At 73.1% G+C, this 16,733-nt stretch carries 14 protein-coding genes and 1 pseudogene; 10 read left to right on the forward strand and 5 right to left on the reverse strand.

From position 1 onward, the window contains the following. Window positions 1-97 precede the first annotated feature (97 nt). Window positions 98-1,873, reverse strand: coding sequence for a biotin carboxylase N-terminal domain-containing protein (locus QL987_RS06480; RefSeq protein WP_290156823.1), 1,776 nt, complete (start codon window positions 1,871-1,873; stop codon window positions 98-100). 98 nt (window positions 1,874-1,971) lie between these two features. Then, on the reverse strand, window positions 1,972-2,784 hold the full coding sequence (locus QL987_RS06485) for a Maf family protein (RefSeq protein WP_290156824.1): 813 nt from the start codon (window positions 2,782-2,784) through the stop codon (window positions 1,972-1,974). Between the two features lie 14 nt (window positions 2,785-2,798). Here QL987_RS06485 and QL987_RS06490 point away from each other — a divergent pair, with 14 nt between their 5' ends. The 4 genes from QL987_RS06490 to QL987_RS06505 all read left to right on the forward strand — a co-directional run bounded on the left by QL987_RS06490 (window position 2,799) and on the right by QL987_RS06505 (window position 7,343). Next, window positions 2,799-4,058: a TRAM domain-containing protein gene (locus QL987_RS06490; protein WP_290156825.1), complete on the forward strand. Its 1,260-nt coding sequence runs from the start codon at window positions 2,799-2,801 to the stop codon at window positions 4,056-4,058. Window positions 4,059-4,263: 205 nt separating this feature from the next. Further along, window positions 4,264-4,914 (forward strand): response regulator transcription factor, encoded by a 651-nt coding sequence (locus tag QL987_RS06495; RefSeq protein WP_110902774.1) that lies wholly within the window; start codon window positions 4,264-4,266, stop codon window positions 4,912-4,914. 24 nt (window positions 4,915-4,938) lie between these two features. Then, a complete protein-coding gene (locus tag QL987_RS06500) occupies window positions 4,939-6,285 on the forward strand; it encodes an ATP-binding protein (protein ID WP_290156826.1) in 1,347 nt (448 codons plus the stop codon). Beyond that, the gene (locus QL987_RS06505) at window positions 6,282-7,343 is read left to right on the forward strand and encodes a hypothetical protein (protein WP_290156827.1); all 1,062 of its coding nucleotides are present in this window, start codon (window positions 6,282-6,284) and stop codon (window positions 7,341-7,343) included. The genes QL987_RS06500 and QL987_RS06505 overlap by 4 nt, the downstream gene beginning before the upstream one ends. A 484-nt stretch (window positions 7,344-7,827) precedes the next feature. On the opposite strand, the gene QL987_RS06510 is transcribed toward QL987_RS06505, so the two are convergent. After that, window positions 7,828-8,079 carry an acyl-CoA carboxylase subunit epsilon gene (locus QL987_RS06510; protein ID WP_290156828.1) on the reverse strand — a complete coding sequence of 84 codons (252 nt, stop codon included), beginning with the start codon at window positions 8,077-8,079 and terminating at the stop codon, window positions 7,828-7,830. Further along, complete coding sequence (locus QL987_RS06515; protein WP_111074254.1) at window positions 8,076-9,671, reverse strand: acyl-CoA carboxylase subunit beta; 1,596 nt, start codon at window positions 9,669-9,671, stop codon at window positions 8,076-8,078. Before QL987_RS06515 ends, QL987_RS06510 begins: the two co-directional genes overlap by 4 nt. A gap of 74 nt (window positions 9,672-9,745) precedes the next feature. Between QL987_RS06515 and QL987_RS06520 the strand changes: the two genes are divergently transcribed. The 6 genes from QL987_RS06520 (at window position 9,746) to purE (ending at window position 16,111) form a co-directional block, all read left to right on the forward strand. After that, window positions 9,746-10,549, forward strand: a complete 804-nt coding sequence (locus tag QL987_RS06520) for a biotin--[acetyl-CoA-carboxylase] ligase (protein WP_290156829.1) — start codon at window positions 9,746-9,748, stop codon at window positions 10,547-10,549. A 4-nt stretch (window positions 10,550-10,553) separates the two neighbouring features. Next, complete coding sequence (locus tag QL987_RS06525; RefSeq protein WP_181439179.1) at window positions 10,554-11,087, forward strand: PH domain-containing protein; 534 nt, start codon at window positions 10,554-10,556, stop codon at window positions 11,085-11,087. 101 nt (window positions 11,088-11,188) lie between these two features. Further along, on the forward strand, window positions 11,189-12,496 hold the full coding sequence (locus tag QL987_RS06530) for a UDP-glucose/GDP-mannose dehydrogenase family protein (protein ID WP_290156830.1): 1,308 nt from the start codon (window positions 11,189-11,191) through the stop codon (window positions 12,494-12,496). A 2-nt stretch (window positions 12,497-12,498) separates the two neighbouring features. Then, window positions 12,499-13,635, forward strand: a complete 1,137-nt coding sequence (locus tag QL987_RS06535) for a 5-(carboxyamino)imidazole ribonucleotide synthase (protein ID WP_290156831.1) — start codon at window positions 12,499-12,501, stop codon at window positions 13,633-13,635. Between the two features lie 118 nt (window positions 13,636-13,753). Continuing rightward, window positions 13,754-15,562, forward strand: a complete 1,809-nt coding sequence (locus QL987_RS06540) for a glycoside hydrolase family 6 protein (protein ID WP_290156832.1) — start codon at window positions 13,754-13,756, stop codon at window positions 15,560-15,562. A gap of 39 nt (window positions 15,563-15,601) precedes the next feature. Continuing rightward, window positions 15,602-16,111: a 5-(carboxyamino)imidazole ribonucleotide mutase gene (gene purE / locus QL987_RS06545; RefSeq protein ID WP_290156833.1), complete on the forward strand. Its 510-nt coding sequence runs from the start codon at window positions 15,602-15,604 to the stop codon at window positions 16,109-16,111. A 100-nt stretch (window positions 16,112-16,211) separates the two neighbouring features. Here the strand turns inward: purE and QL987_RS06550 are convergent. Further along, window positions 16,212-16,733, reverse strand: a pseudogene (locus tag QL987_RS06550) (hypothetical protein); the annotation flags it as partial.

Genomic DNA, 16,733 nt, shown 5'->3' on the forward strand with positions numbered 1-16,733 from the left:
CCCCGAACCACGGGAAGCCGTGGTTCGGGGCGGTTGCTGTTGTGCGGAGCCGATCGGCGCCGGGCGGCGGGCGCGGCGGCCAGGCGCGCCGGCGGCCCTACGCGAGCTCGAGCAGGACGTGGCCGGACGAGACGGTCTGGCCGACGGGGGCGTTCAGCCCGGTGACGACGCCGTCCTTGTGCGCCTGGACGGGCTGCTCCATCTTCATGGCCTCGAGGACGACGAGCAGGTCGCCCTTCACGACGGTGTCACCCTCGGCGACCGCGAGCTTCACCACGGTGGCCTGCATGGGCGACGCGACCGAGGAGCCCGAGGCAGCACGGCCGCCCTTGACGCCGGAGGACCGACGCTTCGGCGGAGCCGACGGCCCGGCCGGACGGCGGGCACCGGCGGTACCACCACCGACGACGGCGGGCATGGTCACCTCGATGCGCTTGCCCTGGACCTCGACGACGACCGTGTCGCGGGACGCCGGGGCCGGCAGTTCCTCGGGTGAGCCACTCCAGGCCGGGATGTCGTTGACGAAGTCGGTCTCGATCCACTGCGTGTAGATGCTGAACGGCTCGTCGTCGGACGTGGCGAACGCCGGGTCCGCGACGACCGCGCGGTGGAACGGGATGACGGTCGGCAGGCCGGCGACCTCGAACTCGGCGAGGGCACGGCGCGAGCGCTCGAGTGCCTCTGCACGGGTCGAGCCGGTGACGATGAGCTTCGCGAGCATCGAGTCGAACGAGCCGGAGACGACGTCGCCGGAGACCACGCCCGAGTCGACGCGGACGCCCGGACCGGACGGCGCGTTGAAGACGTGCACGGGGCCCGGCGCGGGGAAGAAGTTGCGGCCCGGGTCCTCGCCGTTGATGCGGAACTCGAAGGAGTGGCCGCGCGGGGTCGGGTCCGCGTAGTCGAGCGCGCCGCCCTCGGCGATGCGGAACTGCTCGCGCACCAGGTCGATGCCGGTGACCTCTTCCGAGACGCAGTGCTCGACCTGCAGACGCGTGTTGACCTCGAGGAACGACACCGTGCCGTCGGCGCCGATGAGGAACTCGCAGGTGCCGGCACCGACGTAGCCGACCTCGCGGAGGATCGCCTTGGACGACTCGTAGAGCAGCGTCTGCTGCGCCTCGGTCAGGTACGGCGCGGGTGCCTCTTCGACGAGCTTCTGGTGGCGGCGCTGCAGCGAGCAGTCACGCGTCGAGACGACGACGACGTTGCCGTGCTCGTCGGCGAGGCACTGGGTCTCGACGTGCCGCGGCTTGTCCAGGTACTTCTCGACGAAGCACTCGCCACGCCCGAACGCGGCGATGGCCTCGCGCGTGGCGGACTCGAACAGCTCCTCGACCTGGTCGCGCGAGCGCACGACCTTGAGCCCACGACCACCCCCACCGAAGGCGGCCTTGATCGCGACGGGCAGTCCGACCTGGTCGACGAAGTCGATGACCTCGGACACGTCCTGCACGGGCTCGATGGTGCCGGGGGCGAGCGGCGCGCCGACCTTCTCGGCCACGTGCCGCGCGGAGACCTTGTCGCCGAGGCGCTCGATCGAGTCGGGCGACGGGCCGATCCAGGTCAGCCCGGCGTCGATCACGGCGCGGGCGAAGTCGGCGTTCTCGGCGAGGAAGCCGTACCCGGGGTGCACGGCGTCGGCGCCGGACCGTCGGGCGACGGAGATGATCTTCTCGATGACCAGGTAGGTGTCGGCGCTCGTGGTGCCGTTCAGCGCGTAGGCCTCGTCGGCGAGGCGGGCGTGCTGGGCGTCACGGTCCTGGTCGGCGTAGACCGCCACCGAGGCCTTGCCCGCGTCGCGGGCCGCTCGGATGATGCGGACGGCGATCTCGCCGCGGTTCGCGATGAGGACCTTGCTGATGCGGGGCATGGAACATCAGCGTATTCGTGTGCCGAGGTCCTGTTTTGACCGCCGTCCACAAGAAACACCGTGGGCAGCAGGTGGATGTCTACAGCGTGCGAGCGCGACTACTGCGCCCAGAGGTCGTGCCAGGCGATGCCGAACCCCCGCAGCAGCATCGAACGCAGGACCGGCAGCGACAGGCCGACGACGGCCGAGGGGGCACCGTCGATGCGCGTGATGAAGGCCGCGGCGCGCCCGTCGATCGTGAACGCGCCGGCCACCTCGAGCGGCTCACCGGTCGCGACGTACGCGTCGATCTCCGCTGGCGTCATGTCGTCGGCGAACGTCAGCACCGCGCTGTCCACCGCGACCACCCGGTCGCCGTCCACGACGAGCGCCGACCCACCGGGCGCGACGGGGCCGAGTGCGAGCGCACCCACGGGACGGACGGGAGGCTCGTCTCCGGCCCGCACCGCGCCTCCCGTCCCCGAGACGGTCGCCTCTGCGACGGAGCGGGCGACGGAGCGGGCGCCGGCGCGACCGTCGATGACGCGCCGGTCGATGACGCAGTGTCCGCTCCACAGCGTGCCGCCACCCGCGGCGAGCATCTGCCGCCACCGCTGCCGGGCGACCTCGGGGTCGTGGGGCTTGCCGTAGAGGACGCCGTCCACCTCGAAGGCCGAGTCGCCGCCGAAGACGATGCCGTCGAGGCCGGACTCGTCAGCGAGCCCGACGAGGCCGTCCGCGACGGCCGTCGCCTTCGCCGCCGCCAGCAGGGACACGAGCTCCGGGCCGGTCAGGTCGCGGCCCAGGCGGTCCCGCTCGGCGGCGGCCGCGGCGTCCTCGTCGACCCCCGGCGAGACGAGCACCGGCTCGATCCCGGACTGCGACAACAGGGCGCGACGGGCGGGGGAGGTGCTCGCGAGGTACAGACGCATGGGAACATCGAACCATGGGTGAATCCGTCGGCACACTGCTCGAACTCGACGTCACCGGGATCGCCCACGGCGGCATCTCGGTGGCACGGCACGAGGGGCGCGTGGTGTTCGTCACGGACGCGATCCCCGGGGAGCGGGTCGTGGCCCGGGTGACGGAGGACCGGAAGAAGTCGTTCTGGCGCGCCGACACGGTGCAGGTCCTCGAACCGAGCGAACACCGGGTCGACCACGTCTGGCCCGAGGCCGGCCTCGACCGCGACCCCGCGGTCCGTCCGGGTGGCGCCGAGTTCGGGCACATCGCCCTGGCCCACCAGCGGACCCTCAAGCGCGACGTGCTGGTCGACTCGTTCTCCCGCTTCGGCCGGATCGACCTGGACGCCGTCCTCGGCGCGCCGGTCGTGGTCGAGGCCGCGCCCGGCGACGACGAGGCGAACGGCCTCGGCTGGCGCACTCGGATCCGCCTGCACGTCGACGCCGACGGCACGCCCGGACCCTTCGCCGCCCGCTCGCACACCGTCGTCCCGGTCACCTCGCTGCCGCTGGCCACCGCGACCGTGCAGGGGTCGGCACCGCTCGGTCGCGGTTCGATGCCCGGTGCCGAGGTCGTCGACGTCCTCAGCCCGAGCGGCTCCGGCGGCGCCCGACTGGTCATCGACGCGCAGCGCCCCACCGTCGTGCAGGAGATCGTCGGCGAGCGGACGTTCGCGGTCGACGACGACGGCTTCTGGCAGGTCCACCGGCAGGCGCCGGCCGTCCTCACCGCGGCCGTGCAGGACCTGGTCGACCGCGACCGGCTCGACCCGGAGGGCCAGCACCTGGACCTCTACGGTGGCGTCGGTCTGCTCGCCGCCGCCCTCGCCGACGTCGTCGGACCCCGCGCCCGCGTGACGAGCGTCGAGAGCGCGACCCGCGCGACCGAGCACGCACTCGAGAACCTGTCCGAGTGGATCGGCGCGCGTGCCGAGACGGGCCGTGTCGACCGGTGGCTGTCCCGCACGGTCGAGTCGGCCTCCCGTCCGGAGCGCGACCGCTTCCGGGCCGGGACGATCGTGCTCGACCCGCCGCGGTCCGGCGCCGGGCGCGAGGTCGTCGTGTCGATCGCGGCACTGCAGCCGGCGCAGGTCGTCTACGTGGCCTGCGACCCCGTCGCCCTGGCCCGCGACGTCGCGACGTTCGCCGACCTCGGGTACCGCCTGGAGGCCCTCCGCGCCTTCGACCTGTTCCCGCACACGCACCACCTGGAGGCCGTGGCGCGCCTGGTGCCGGTCGGCTGAGCTCCGGCGGGTGGTCGCCCCCGTCGGGTTCCGCAGCGGGGTACGAAGCTGAGGCTGACCTGGGTATCCTGGGTGACGACGGCAACCGGGATCAGGGCCCGGCGCGTCGTCGGAACGAGAGGCAACCGTGGGAGACACCACCACCAGCACATCGACCGGCACGACAGGGACTGCCGGTCTCGAGACCCGGCCGGTCCGGGTCGCCATCGTCGACGACCACGAGTCCGTCCGACTGGGGATCCAGGCCGCCTGTCAGAACGAGGGGTTCGAGGTGGTCCTCACCGCCGCGAGCGTCCCGGAGTACATCGCCCAGCTCGGTGGGCGTGAGGTCGACGTGGTCGTCCTCGACCTGTCGTTGGGCGACGGCTCGACCGTCACCGAGAACGTCAAGGGCGTGCAGGGCACCGGCTCGGCTGTCCTCGTGCACAGCATCGCCGACCGGGTCGCGAACGTCCGAGAGGCACTGGCGGCGGGGGCTGCCGGCGTCATCCCGAAGTCGTCCGCGACGAAGACCGTGATGGCCGCCGTCGCGACGGTGGCGCGGGGCGACGTGCTCAACAACCTCGAGTGGGCGAGCGCCATCGACGCCGACCGGGACTTCGCGAAGGCCCAGCTCGGGCGCCGCGAGCGCGAGATCCTGCATCTGTACGCATCGGGTCTGCCGCTGAAGCTCGCGGCCCAGCAGCTCGGCATCGGGTACTCGACCGCTCGTGAGTACCTGGACCGCATCCGCGTGAAGTACGTCGAGGTGGGTCGCCCCGCCCCGACCAAGGTCGACCTGCTGCGACGGGCCGTCGAGGACGGGATCCTGCCGGGTCTCGACTCGGGCATCGACCCCGACGGCGATGGTCGCTGAGGAACTGCGCGTCGGACGGTCCTCGTGACCACTGACGCAGCGCCGGACGCCGGGCCCGCAGCGGCCCGGCGTCCGGCGTCCCCGGTCGGTGGCGCCGGCCACATCCGGGGCACCGGCTGGGCGGACCCGTCGCGGTCGGTCCGCGCCACGATCACGCAGGCGTCGCTCGACCGGGCCTTCACGATCCTGATGGCGATCGCCGCGATCGGGTTCGGCGCGGTGAACGTCCCCGGGCTCATCAAACAGCTGCCGTACCTCGACGCGTTCTGGGCTCCGGCAGCGGCGATCACCATGGCGCTCTCGCTCGTCGCGGTGGGGATCTCGGCGATCGCACAGCGGTGGTCGCAGGTGGCACAGGCCGTCTGTGCGCTGCTGTTCCTCGTCGCGCTGCTGACCTTCCCGCTGACGGTCCACGACGGACTGCCGGGTGACCAGGTCCCCTGGCCGTGGTGGCTCTGCAACGTCGGCACGATCGCCGCCTCGCTGAGCTTCGCCACGTGGCGTGCCGCGGTCTACAACGCCCTCGTGCCGATCATCTACGTCGTGCTGCGGCTCTCGCCGGCCGGCGGCGGGGCGAGCCTGCAGCGTGCGTTCCTCGACGGTGCCTACACCGCGGTGCTCGGCATCGCGGCGCTGGTCCTCATCGTGGTGCTCCGCCGGGCCGCAGCCGCGGTGGACGCCGCCCAGGCCACCGCGGTCCGCCGGTACTCGCGGGCCATCCGCGAGCACGCGACCGAGGTCGAACGGGTCCAGGTGGACGCCATCGTGCACGACAGCGTGCTGACGACGCTGCTGTCCGCCGCCCGTGCGGACACCCCGGACGCGAAGACCCTCGCCGCCCGGATGGCACGGAACGCCATCGACCACCTCGCCGCCGCGGCCGCCGACGGCCCGGGGGAAGACCAGGTGGTGCCGTTCGACGTCCTGCGGGACCGGATCGTCGCCTCCGTCACGTCCCTCGGTGCGCCCGTCGAGGTCCGGAGCGCCCCCGTGACGGGCCCGGGACTGCCGTTCTCCGCCGCGGACGCCATCGCCTCGGCCGCGCTCCAGGCCGCCGTGAACAGCGTCCAGCACGCCGGCGGCGACGTCTCGCGGTGGCTCACGATCATCGTGGACGGATCGAGCGTCCAGGTGGAGGTCGCCGACGACGGCGCCGGCTTCGACGCGCACGCGGTGCCGGCCGAGCGCCTCGGGGTCCGCCGCTCGATCATCGAGCGGATGGCCGCCGCCGAGGGCGAGGCCGACCTGCGGACCGCCCCCGGCTCCGGGACCCGCATCGTGCTCCGCTGGCCGGCACTCGGCTCCGAGGACCGCGACGTCGTCCGGCCCGAGATCGGGACCGGCTCCGGAGAGCCCGAGGCACACGCATGAGGGCCTCGATCCCCGCGGGCGTCGCGACCGGACTCGCCGCGCTCTTCTCCCTGCTGCACCTGGTCCTCGCGGTCACGACGCTGCCCGGCGCGCCGTCGAAGGCCGCGCCGGTCATCGCCTGCATGGTCCTCTACGCCGCGGCGACCGCCCTCGCGCTGTTCGTGCGCGGTCCGGTGCTGCCCGTGTGGGTCGCCTGGTTCGCGCTCGCCACGGCCGTCGTGATGCCCATCGTCTGCTCGACCGTCGTCGACCTCCGAGTCGCGCCGACCTACGCCACGTGGTGGATCGCCGCCGTCGGCACGCTGATGGTCGTGCTGGCCGTCCGCCAACGCGGACGCTTCGCCTGGGTGGGCGTCGCCTTCTGCACGGTCCACTCGGTGAGCTGGGCCGGCCTGGAGGCACTGGGCGAGTTGGGTGCGCTCGGCAACGTGATCTGGTTGTCGGTCGCCACCGGGTTCGCGATCGCGATGAGCCACGCCACCCGGATCACCCGCGACTTCGTCCGGGCCGAGCAGGAGACCGTGGACTGGCAGGCGGCGCAGGACGCGCATGTGTCCGAGCGGCAGGTCCGGCTCGGACAGACGACCCGGATGGCGCGGCCGATGCTCCAGCGCATCATCGACACCTGCGGCGGCCTGAGCGACGACGAGCGTGCCGAGAGCCTGCACCTGGAGCAGGCGATCCGCGACGAGATCCGCGGCCGCTCCCTGCTGTCCGACGACGTCCGCGCCGAGGTGATGCGCCTCCGTCGTCGGGGTGCGGTCGTGCAGCTGCACGACGACGGCGGGCTGGACGACCTGGAGACGGTGGAGCAGGAGCGCGTGCACGCCGAACTCGCCGAGGCGCTGCGTCGCGCGTACGAGGCGGACGCCGACAACGTGATCGTCCGGACGGTGCCGGACAACGCCGACGCCGCGGTCACCGTGGTGGGGCTGCGTCTGGACGCGGCCGAGAGCGAGTCCGCGGCACTCGGGACTGCGGACGAGGACGACGACGACGGCGAGGACGACTCCGTCGCGCTGTGGCTCGAGATCGACCGGTACGCGGCCCGCGCCTGAGCGCCGTCGGGAGCACGGCCGGAGACAGGCACGGCCCGAGACAGGCACGGCCCGAGACAGGCACGGCCCGAGACGACCACAGCCCCGGAAACGGGGAACGGGCCGGTCGGAGCTACCGACCGGCCCGTTCTCAACCCGAGTCAGAGCGACAACCCGAATATCGCCCTGACTCGTCACGGTGGTGGCTTCGTACCCTAGTCGGCCACCGACCGGCGATGCACTTCAACGAAGAACACCGAACACAGACAATGATGCCAACAGCACCGGGGGGTGTCAGTCGTCATTTCGGGGGACAATTCCACGGATCTGCGACAGTTCTCCGGCTGCACGCCCCCCGAGCGAGGGGAGACCGAACGGTGCGTCCGCCCGATGGCGACGTCGACACCGGGCGGTATCGAACGGGGTACAGCGGCCTGACATGGCCGAGCGGGTGCCGGACCGGTACCGAGGCTGTACCGGAACGCCGCGTCGCGAGCAGCTCAGGTCAGCGGAGTGACCGGCTCCAGGCGCCCTGCTGGAGCGGCTCGCGCATGCCCCGTGCCGACCGGGTCCAACCGTCCCGGGGTGACGTCTCCGCCTGGGCCCGTCCGGCCGCTGCGGCCTCGTCGGCCTGACGCTGGAGCACCGCGATGACGGCTGCCAGTTCCTCCGGCGACGGGTGGCCGCCGACGACCCGGACGTCCGAGACCGACGCGGGGGCGTCGGCCGGGACGGCGGCAGCGTGACGGGGGCTCACAGCGGGATGTTCCCGTGCTTCTTCGGCGGCAGGCTGGCGCGCTTGCCGCGGAGCGCCCGGAGGGCCTTGATGACCGACACGCGGGTGGCGTGCGGCTGGATGATCCCGTCGAGCTCCCCGCGCTCGGCCGCCAGGTACGGCGACGCGACGTTGTAGGTGTACTCGTTCGCGAGCTTCGTGCGGACCGCGGCGACGTCCTCACCGGCCTCTTCGGCACGCTTGATCTCGCTGCGGTACAGGATGTTGACCGCGCCCTGGCCGCCCATGACCGCGATCTCCGCCGTCGGCCAGGCCAGGTTGATGTCGGCACCGAGCTGCTTCGAGCCCATCACGATGTACGCGCCGCCGTAGGCCTTGCGGGTGATGACGGTGACGAGGGGCACGGTGGCCTCGGCGTAGGCGTAGAGGAGCTTCGCGCCACGACGGATGACACCGGTCCACTCCTGGTCGGTGCCGGGCAGGTAGCCCGGGACGTCGACCAGGGTCAGGATCGGGATGCCGAACGCGTCGCAGAACCGGACGAAGCGTGCGGCCTTCTCGCCGGCGTCGATGTTCAGCGTGCCGGCCATCGCCTGCGGCTGGTTCGCGATGATGCCGACCGTCCGGCCCTCGACCCGACCGAAGCCGATCATGATGTTCGGCGCGAAGAGCGGCTGCACCTCGAGGAACTCGCCGTCGTCGACGACGTGTTCGATGACCTGCGTGACGTCGTAGGGCTGGTTCGTGGAGTCCGGGATCACGACGTCGAGCTCACGGTCGGCGTCGGTGGTCTCGAGCTCGGGGGCGACGTCGTAGGCCGGGGCGTCGGACAGGTTGTTGTCCGGCAGGAACCCGATCAGCGACCGGGCGTAGTCGAGCGCGTCGGACTCGTCCTCGGCCAACCAGTGCGCGACACCGGAGACGGCGTTGTGCGTGTGGGCACCGCCGAGCTCCTCGAAGCCGACGTCCTCGCCGGTGACGGTCTTGATGACGTCCGGCCCGGTGACGAACATGTGGCTGGTCTTGTCGACCATGATCACGAAGTCGGTGAGGGCGGGGGAGTACACCGCGCCGCCGGCGGCCGGGCCCATCACGATCGAGATCTGGGGGATGACCCCGGAGGCCGCGGTGTTGAGCCGGAAGATCTCGCCGTACTTGCCGAGGGCGACCACGCCCTCCTGGATGCGGGCGCCACCGGAGTCGAGGATGCCGATGATCGGCACACCCGTCTTCAGCGCGTGCTCCATCACCTTGATGATCTTCTCGCCGGCGACCTCGCCGAGGGAGCCGCCGAAGACGGTGAAGTCCTGCGCGTAGACGGCGACCTGGCGGCCGTGGATCGTGCCGAAGCCGGTGACGACCGCGTCACCGTAGGGCCGCTTGGCGTCCATGCCGAAGGCGTGGGTGCGGTGCCGGACGAACTCGTCGAGCTCGACGAAGGAGTTCGGGTCGAGCAGCTGCTCGATCCGCTCGCGTGCCGTCGTCTTGCCCTTGGCGTGCTGCTTCGCGATCGCGGTCTCGCCTGCGGCGGTCACGGCTTCGTGGTAGCGCACGCGGAGGTCGTCGAGCCGGCCGGCGGTCGTCGAGAGATCGGGGGTGTCTCCTGTGGTCACCCGATCACCCTACCGGCGGTGCAGGACGGCCCCGTTGGAGGACCCCCACGGTTCCGGGCCGTAGGTTTGCGTGCATGTCCACACCGGTCACGCCCGACTTCGCCTCCGCCCGCGCCGCCGTCGAGGGCGCCGGAGCGACGATGACGGTGCTCCCGATGACCGGGTCGACGAACGCGGACCTGCTCCGCGACGCCCCGGACCGCGCCTCCGGCAGCGTCGTCGTGACGCTCGAGCAGACCGCCGGTCGCGGACGCCTCGACCGCTCCTGGGTGGCCCCGGCCGGCCAGACCCTGGCGGCCAGCGTGCTGGTGCGGGCGGACCTCGACCCGCGCGACCGGGGTTGGCTGCCGCTCGTCGCCGGCGCTGCGGTCCGCGACGCCGTCGCCGGCGCGCTCGACACCGCCCACGACCGCGTGCTCGTGAAGTGGCCGAACGACGTGCTCGTCGACGGCCGGAAGGTCAGCGGCGTGCTCTGCCAGGTCGCCGCCGACGGGTCGGTCGTCGTCGGGGTCGGTGTGAACCTCACCATCCCCGCCACGGACCTGCCGACCCCGACCGCGACCTCCCTGCTCGTCGCCGGTGCGACCGGACCGGCCACGGCACTCGCCGACACCGTCCTGACGGGCTTCTGGACGGGCCTCCAGGAGGCCGTGGCCGGGCTGGTCGCCGGTGGTGCGGCTGCCGACGCGGTCCGCTCCCACGTGCGTGCCGTGTGCGGGACCGTCGGCCAGCGGGTCCGGCTCGAACTGCCGGACGGGTGCACCGTCGAGGCCGACGCGACCGGCGTCGACGACGACGGCCGCATCACGATCCGGGACCGGACCGGTGCCTCCAGGGGCGTCGCGGTCGGGGACGTCACCCACCTGCGCTATGCATGAGCCCATGACCGACGAGCCTGCCCCCGAGCTCGTCGTCGCCCGGCTCCGGCCACACGCCCGACGTCTCGTCCGGCCCGCGGTCTTCGTCGTCCTCGTCGCGGCCGCCGGTGGGTTCGGCTTCGGGGTGTTCCGCGCGGAGCTCGCCTGGCTCAACGTCGTCGTCGCGGTCCTCGTCGTCGTGCTCGTGCTCGTCGGCGGGCTGGTGCCGCTGCTGCGGTGGATGTCCGAGCGGTACGTCGTGACCACCCGGCGACTCGTCGTCTCGCACGGACTCGGCACCCGGACCCGGCGTGAGCTCCTGCACTCCCGTGGGTACGACGTCACCGTGCGACGGCAGGGTGCCCAGGGGCTGTTCCGGTCCGGTGACGTGCTCGTGTTCCCCGGCGACGACCCGGCGCTCGTGCTCGCCGACGTGCCGCACGCGGACCTCGTCGTCGCCGTGCTGCACGACCTGGTCGAGGCGCACGAGGCCCGTCGTCGACACCGCGAACCCGACTGGGACGACATCGTCCGCGGCACCGCACGACACGACCGCTGACGGCTCGGGCCGCCGCCGCTCCGGCCACACTGCGGAGAACCGCCGCGGTTCTTGCGGTTCACCGTCTCGTGGACCCGGCGACGACCCGGTACCGTCGTCCCGTGCGTATCTCTGTCATCGGCTGCGGTTACCTCGGTGCCGTCCACGCCGCCTCCATGGCCAAGCTCGGACACGACGTCGTCGCGGTGGACGTCGACCCGGGGAAGATCGAACGACTCGCGGCGGGCGAAGCACCGTTCTTCGAGCCCGGTCTGCCCGAGATCCTGACCGAGGCCCTGGCCTCCGGCCGGATCCGGTTCACGACCGACATGGCCGAGGTCGCCGGCGCCCGCGTCCACTTCGTCGCGGTGGGCACACCCCAGGGCCCGACCGGTGCGGCCGACCTGAAGTACGTCGACGCGGCCGTCGCCTCGCTCACCGAGCACCTGTCCGCCGGTGACTTCGTCGTCGGCAAGTCGACCGTGCCGGTGGGCACCGCGGCCCGCCTGGCCGCCGACGTCAGCGCGGCCGTCCCCGGTGCCACGCTGGTCTGGAACCCCGAGTTCCTCCGCGAGGGCTTCGCCGTGCAGGACACCATCGCGCCGGACCGCCTGGTCTACGGCGTGCCCGCCGGACCCGAGGGCGACGCGGCCGTCGCGGCCCTCGACGAGGTCTACGCCGTCGCGCTCGCCGACGACACCCCCCGGCTCGTCGTCGACCTGGCCACCGCCGAACTCGTCAAGGTCAGCGCGAACGCCTTCCTGGCGACCAAGATCTCCTTCATCAACGCGATGGCCGAGATCGCGGAGGTCGTCGGCGCCGACGTCACCGCGCTCGCCGACGCCATCGGTCACGACGCCCGCATCGGGCGGAAGTTCCTCAACGCCGGCCTCGGGTTCGGCGGTGGCTGCCTGCCGAAGGACATCCGCGCGTTCCAGGCCCGTGCCGACGAGCTCGGCGTGGGGGAGTCGCTCGCGTTCCTCGCGGACATCGACGCGATCAACCTCCGCCGTCGTGCCCACGTCGTGGAGCTCACCACCCAGGCCCTCGGCGGGGACGTCACCGGCAAGCGCGTCGCGGTCCTCGGGCTCGCGTTCAAGCCGAACTCCGACGACGTCCGTGACTCCCCGTCGCTCGACATCGCCGCACGCCTGCGTGAGCTCGGAGCCGAGGTCGCCGCGTACGACCCCGAGGCGATCGGCACCGCACGCCGACTGCACCCCGAGCTGGACTACGTCGAGTCCGCGACCGAGGCCGTCACCGGCGCGGACATCGTGCTCGTCCTCACCGAGTGGAACGAGTTCCGCGAACTCGACGCCACCACCGTCGCCGCTGCCGTCGCGAACCCGGTCGTCATCGACGGTCGCAACTGCCTGGACCGCGAGGCCTGGCGTGCCGCGGGCTTCGCGTACCACGGCATGGGACGCTGACCATGGCGCTGCGTGTCGGGGTCATCGGCGGCGGCCAGCTCGCACGGATGATGGTGCCCGCGGCGGTGGAACTCGGCCTCGACATCCGGGTCCTCGCCGAGGGGCCGGGCATGTCGGCGGCGATCGCCGCGACGGCCGAGGGCGACTACCACGACGCCGAGACCGTCCTGGCGTTCGCACGGGACGTCGACGTCGTGACCTTCGACCACGAGCACGTGCCGCAGGACGTCCTGGCCGCACTGGTCGACGCCGGCGTCGCGGTCCGCCCGGGCCCGGAGCCGCTCGCGGTCGCGCAGGACAAGATCACGATGCGCCGTCGGCTCAGCGAACTCGGACTGCCGGTGCCGGACTGGGCCGCCGTGCACGACGCGGACGAACTCCGCGCCTTCCTCGCCGGGCACGGCGGACGCGCGGTCGTCAAGACCCCTCGAGGCGGCTACGACGGCAAGGGCGTCCGCGTCGTCACCGACCCGGCCGACGTCGAGGACTGGTTCACCGCGGTGGCCGAGGTCGGCGGCGGCCAGGCCCTCCTGGTCGAGGAGCTCGTCGCCTTCACCCGCGAGCTCGCGCAGTCCGTCGCGCGTCGGCCCTCCGGGGAGATCGTCGCCTGGCCGCTCGTCGAGACCACCCAGCGTGACGGGGTGTGCGCCGAGGTCATCGCCCCCGCACCCTCGAGCGCCGGTCGGATCGCCGACCTGGCCGAGGCGATCGCCGTCCGCGTCGCCGAGGAGTTCGGCGTCACCGGGGTACTGGCGGTGGAGCTCTTCCAGACCGACGACGAGCGCATCCTCATCAACGAACTCGCGATGCGACCGCACAACACCGGGCACTGGTCCATCGACGGCTCGACCACGAGCCAGTTCGAGCAGCACCTGCGTGCCGTGCTCGACCTGCCGCTCGGCGCGACGGGTGCGACGGCCCCGGTCGCGGTGATGGTGAACGTGCTCGGCGGACCGGCCGACGGCGACCTGGCCGGGCGGTACCCGGCAGCGCTCGCGGCGTTCCCGGAAGCGAAGTACCACTTCTACGGCAAGGCGCCGCGCCCCGGTCGGAAGATCGGCCACGTCACCGTGACCGGCGACGACGTGGACGACGTGGTGTACCGCGCCCGGGCTGCGGCAGCGCACTTCGACGACTGACGTCCACCGGGTCCGGGTGCCACCTCGTCGGGTGGCACCCGGACTGGCGGGTGGTGCGCTGCGGGTGCGCGTGGTGCCATGGGGAGGCTGACCACGCTGACTCCCCGGGGGACCACACATGCGCACGACCAGGGCACTGCGCTCGACGACGGCACTGCCCTCGACGACGGCACGGCGCACGACGGCACCGCGTGCAACTGCACTGCGCGCCGTCGCACTCCGCACGACGAGGGCGCTCGCCGTCGGGCTCGTCGCCGCCGTCGTGACGGCCGGACTCGTCGTGTCCGGTATCGACGCGACCCCGGCCTCCGCCGCGACGCCGACCGAGCTCCGCGCACGGACGGCGGCACAGGTCTTCGGCCGCGGGCAGTACAACCCGCCCACGAGCGAGGCCGCGAAGGCCGCCGCAGCCCTGGCGACGAGCGACCCGGCCGGCGCCGCTGCCGCCAGCACGATCGCCCGCTACCCGGTCGCGACGTGGCTCGGTGAGTGGACGCAGGGTACGACCCTGACCAAGACCGTGACCGCCGCCACGGACGGTGCGGCCGCCACCGGCACGACCGCGGTGTTCGTCACGTACGCGATCCCGCAGCGCGACTGCGGCGGGTACTCGGCGGGCGGGTTCGACGAGAGCGCCTACGACCGCTGGGTGGACCAGGTCGTGTCACTCGTCGCCGGCAAGCGTGCGGTGATCGTCGTCGAACCGGACTCGCTCGCGATGCTCAGCAACAGCGCCTGCACCGGCTCGCTCGACCAGCAGCGCTACCGGATCCTCTCGCGCGAGGTCGCCGCCTTCACCGCTGCCGGCGTCCCCGCGTACCTCGACGCCGGGAACTCCAACTGGGTGCCGGCCGCCACGATGGCCGAACGCCTGACGAAGGCCGGCGTGCAGTCCGCCCGCGGGTTCTCCACCAACGTCGCGAACTACTACCCGGTCGCCGCCGAGCAGGCGTACGCCCAGCGTGTCTCCGCGCTGACCGGAGGCTCGCACTACGTGATCGACACCTCCCGGAACGGCACCGGCTGGCGGGGCACCTGGTGCAACGCCCCGGGCGCCGGCCTGGGCACCACGCCCCGGGTCGCCACCGACGGCACCGCGCTCGACGCCCTGCTCTGGGTGAAGACGCCCGGCGCGAGCGACGGCACCTGCAACGGGGGACCGCGGGCCGGGAACTGGTACTCCGCGTACGCGCAGAGCCTCGTCGCGAACGCCGCGCTCGGCACCCCGGCTCCCCAGACCCCGGCGCCGCAGACCCCGGCGCCGAAGCGCCAGCAGTCGGCCGCCCCGCGCGTGACGCTCGAGTCGGCCACCGCAGCACCGGCGGGCATCGCGGTCCGCGGCTGGGCGGTCGACACGGACGTGCCCGCGCGGGCACTCCGGGTGGACGTCACCGTCGACGATCGAGTCGTCGCCTCGCCGACCGCGGGCCTCGACCGGCCGGACGTCGCACGGACCACGGGTGCCGGCGCGGCGCACGGGTTCCAGGCCGTCGTCCCCGGTCCGGCGGGCATCCACCGGGTGTGTGCGGTCGTGTCCGACGTCGCGCCCGGCGGCACGGCGGGCACCATCGCACCGACGTCGGCGTGCCGGACCCTGACGATCGCCGCCAGTGCCCCGGTCGGGCGGGTGGACGCTGTGACGTCGCCCGCGAAGCGTCGCGTGGCCGTCTCCGGGTGGGCCTTCGACCGGGACGCCGTCGCGACCCCCGTCACCGTCACCGTCCGGGTCGACGGTCGGGGTGCCACGGGCATCGCGGCATCGGGTTCCCGGCCCGACATCGGCCGCGCCTACGGCGGCGGGGCGGCACACGGGTACGCACGGACCCTCGCGGTGGCGTCGGGCCGGCACACCGTGTGCGTCACCGCGACCGGGCTCGGGCGGGGCGGGGACGCCTCGCTCGGCTGCCGCACGGTCACGGTCCGCTGACCAGACGCACTGCTGCTGCCCGCCGCTAGGCTCGACAGGGTGACCGACAGCTCCGCTCCCGCCCCCCTCGTCTCCGTCATCATGGGTTCCGACTCGGACTGGCCCACCATGCGCGCCGCCGCCGACGTCCTCGACGAACTCGGCATCCCCTACGAGGCGGACGTCGTGTCGGCGCACCGCACCCCGGACAAGATGATGCGCTTCGGCCGTGAGGCCGCCGGTCGCGGCATCCGCGTCGTCATCGCCGGCGCCGGTGGGGCCGCCCACCTGCCCGGCATGGTCGCCTCGGTGACGACCCTGCCCGTCATCGGGGTACCGGTGCAGCTCGCCCGCCTCGACGGCCTCGACTCACTGCTGTCGATCGTCCAGATGCCCGCGGGCATCCCGGTCGCGACGATGGCGATCAACGGTGCGGCGAACGCCGGACTGCTCGCGGCCCGCATCATCGGCAGCTCGGAGCTCACGGTCGCGACCCGCCTGGCCGAGTACGCGGCCGAGCTCGAGCAGGCCGTCGAGCGGAAGGCGCAGGCGCTCCGCGACGCACGCTGAGGGCGTCCGGCCCGACGCGCCGCCACGATCGCCCCCCCCCGGCAACAGCGCCCCCAGCCGGTGGGCGGGGCGGCCGCCGGCCACCAAGACGATCTGCCGGTCAGGAGGCCCGGGCCGCGCCCGTCACGCCGTCCACGGTCACGATACGGGTGGCTCCACCGGCGGCGACCGTCGCGGTCCACACCGGTGCGGAACCGCTGCCGCCGAGCTGCAGGCTGCGGAGTGAGCTGCCCGGGACGGCCGCGATCGCCTTCGCCGCTGCCGCGTTCGCGTCGACCCGCAGGCCGGCGGCGCGTGCTGCGTTCGCCGTCTTCGTCGCGGCGTCGGAGTCCTTCGGGAACGGCCCGGACGTGACCCGGCCGAGCGTGGCGGACACGACGGACTGCGTGAGCGACCCGTCCGGTCCGGCGACGACCACGGTCCAGAGGTCACCCGACCCGGTGAGGGAGACGACTTTGCCGCCTCCGGCCGCCGCGATGCCCTGCTGGGTGACGGTGCCGAAGTCGACGCTGACGGGGTTCGTGACGCCGCCGCCGTTCCCGGTGCCCTGTCCGGACCCGTCGGCGTCGCCGCCGTCGGCGTCGCCGCCGGCACCGGGAGCCGGTGCTGCCGTGGCGCTCGC

This window comes from Curtobacterium sp. APC 4022 (genome assembly GCF_030407555.1).
Taxonomy (GTDB): domain Bacteria; phylum Actinomycetota; class Actinomycetes; order Actinomycetales; family Microbacteriaceae; genus Curtobacterium.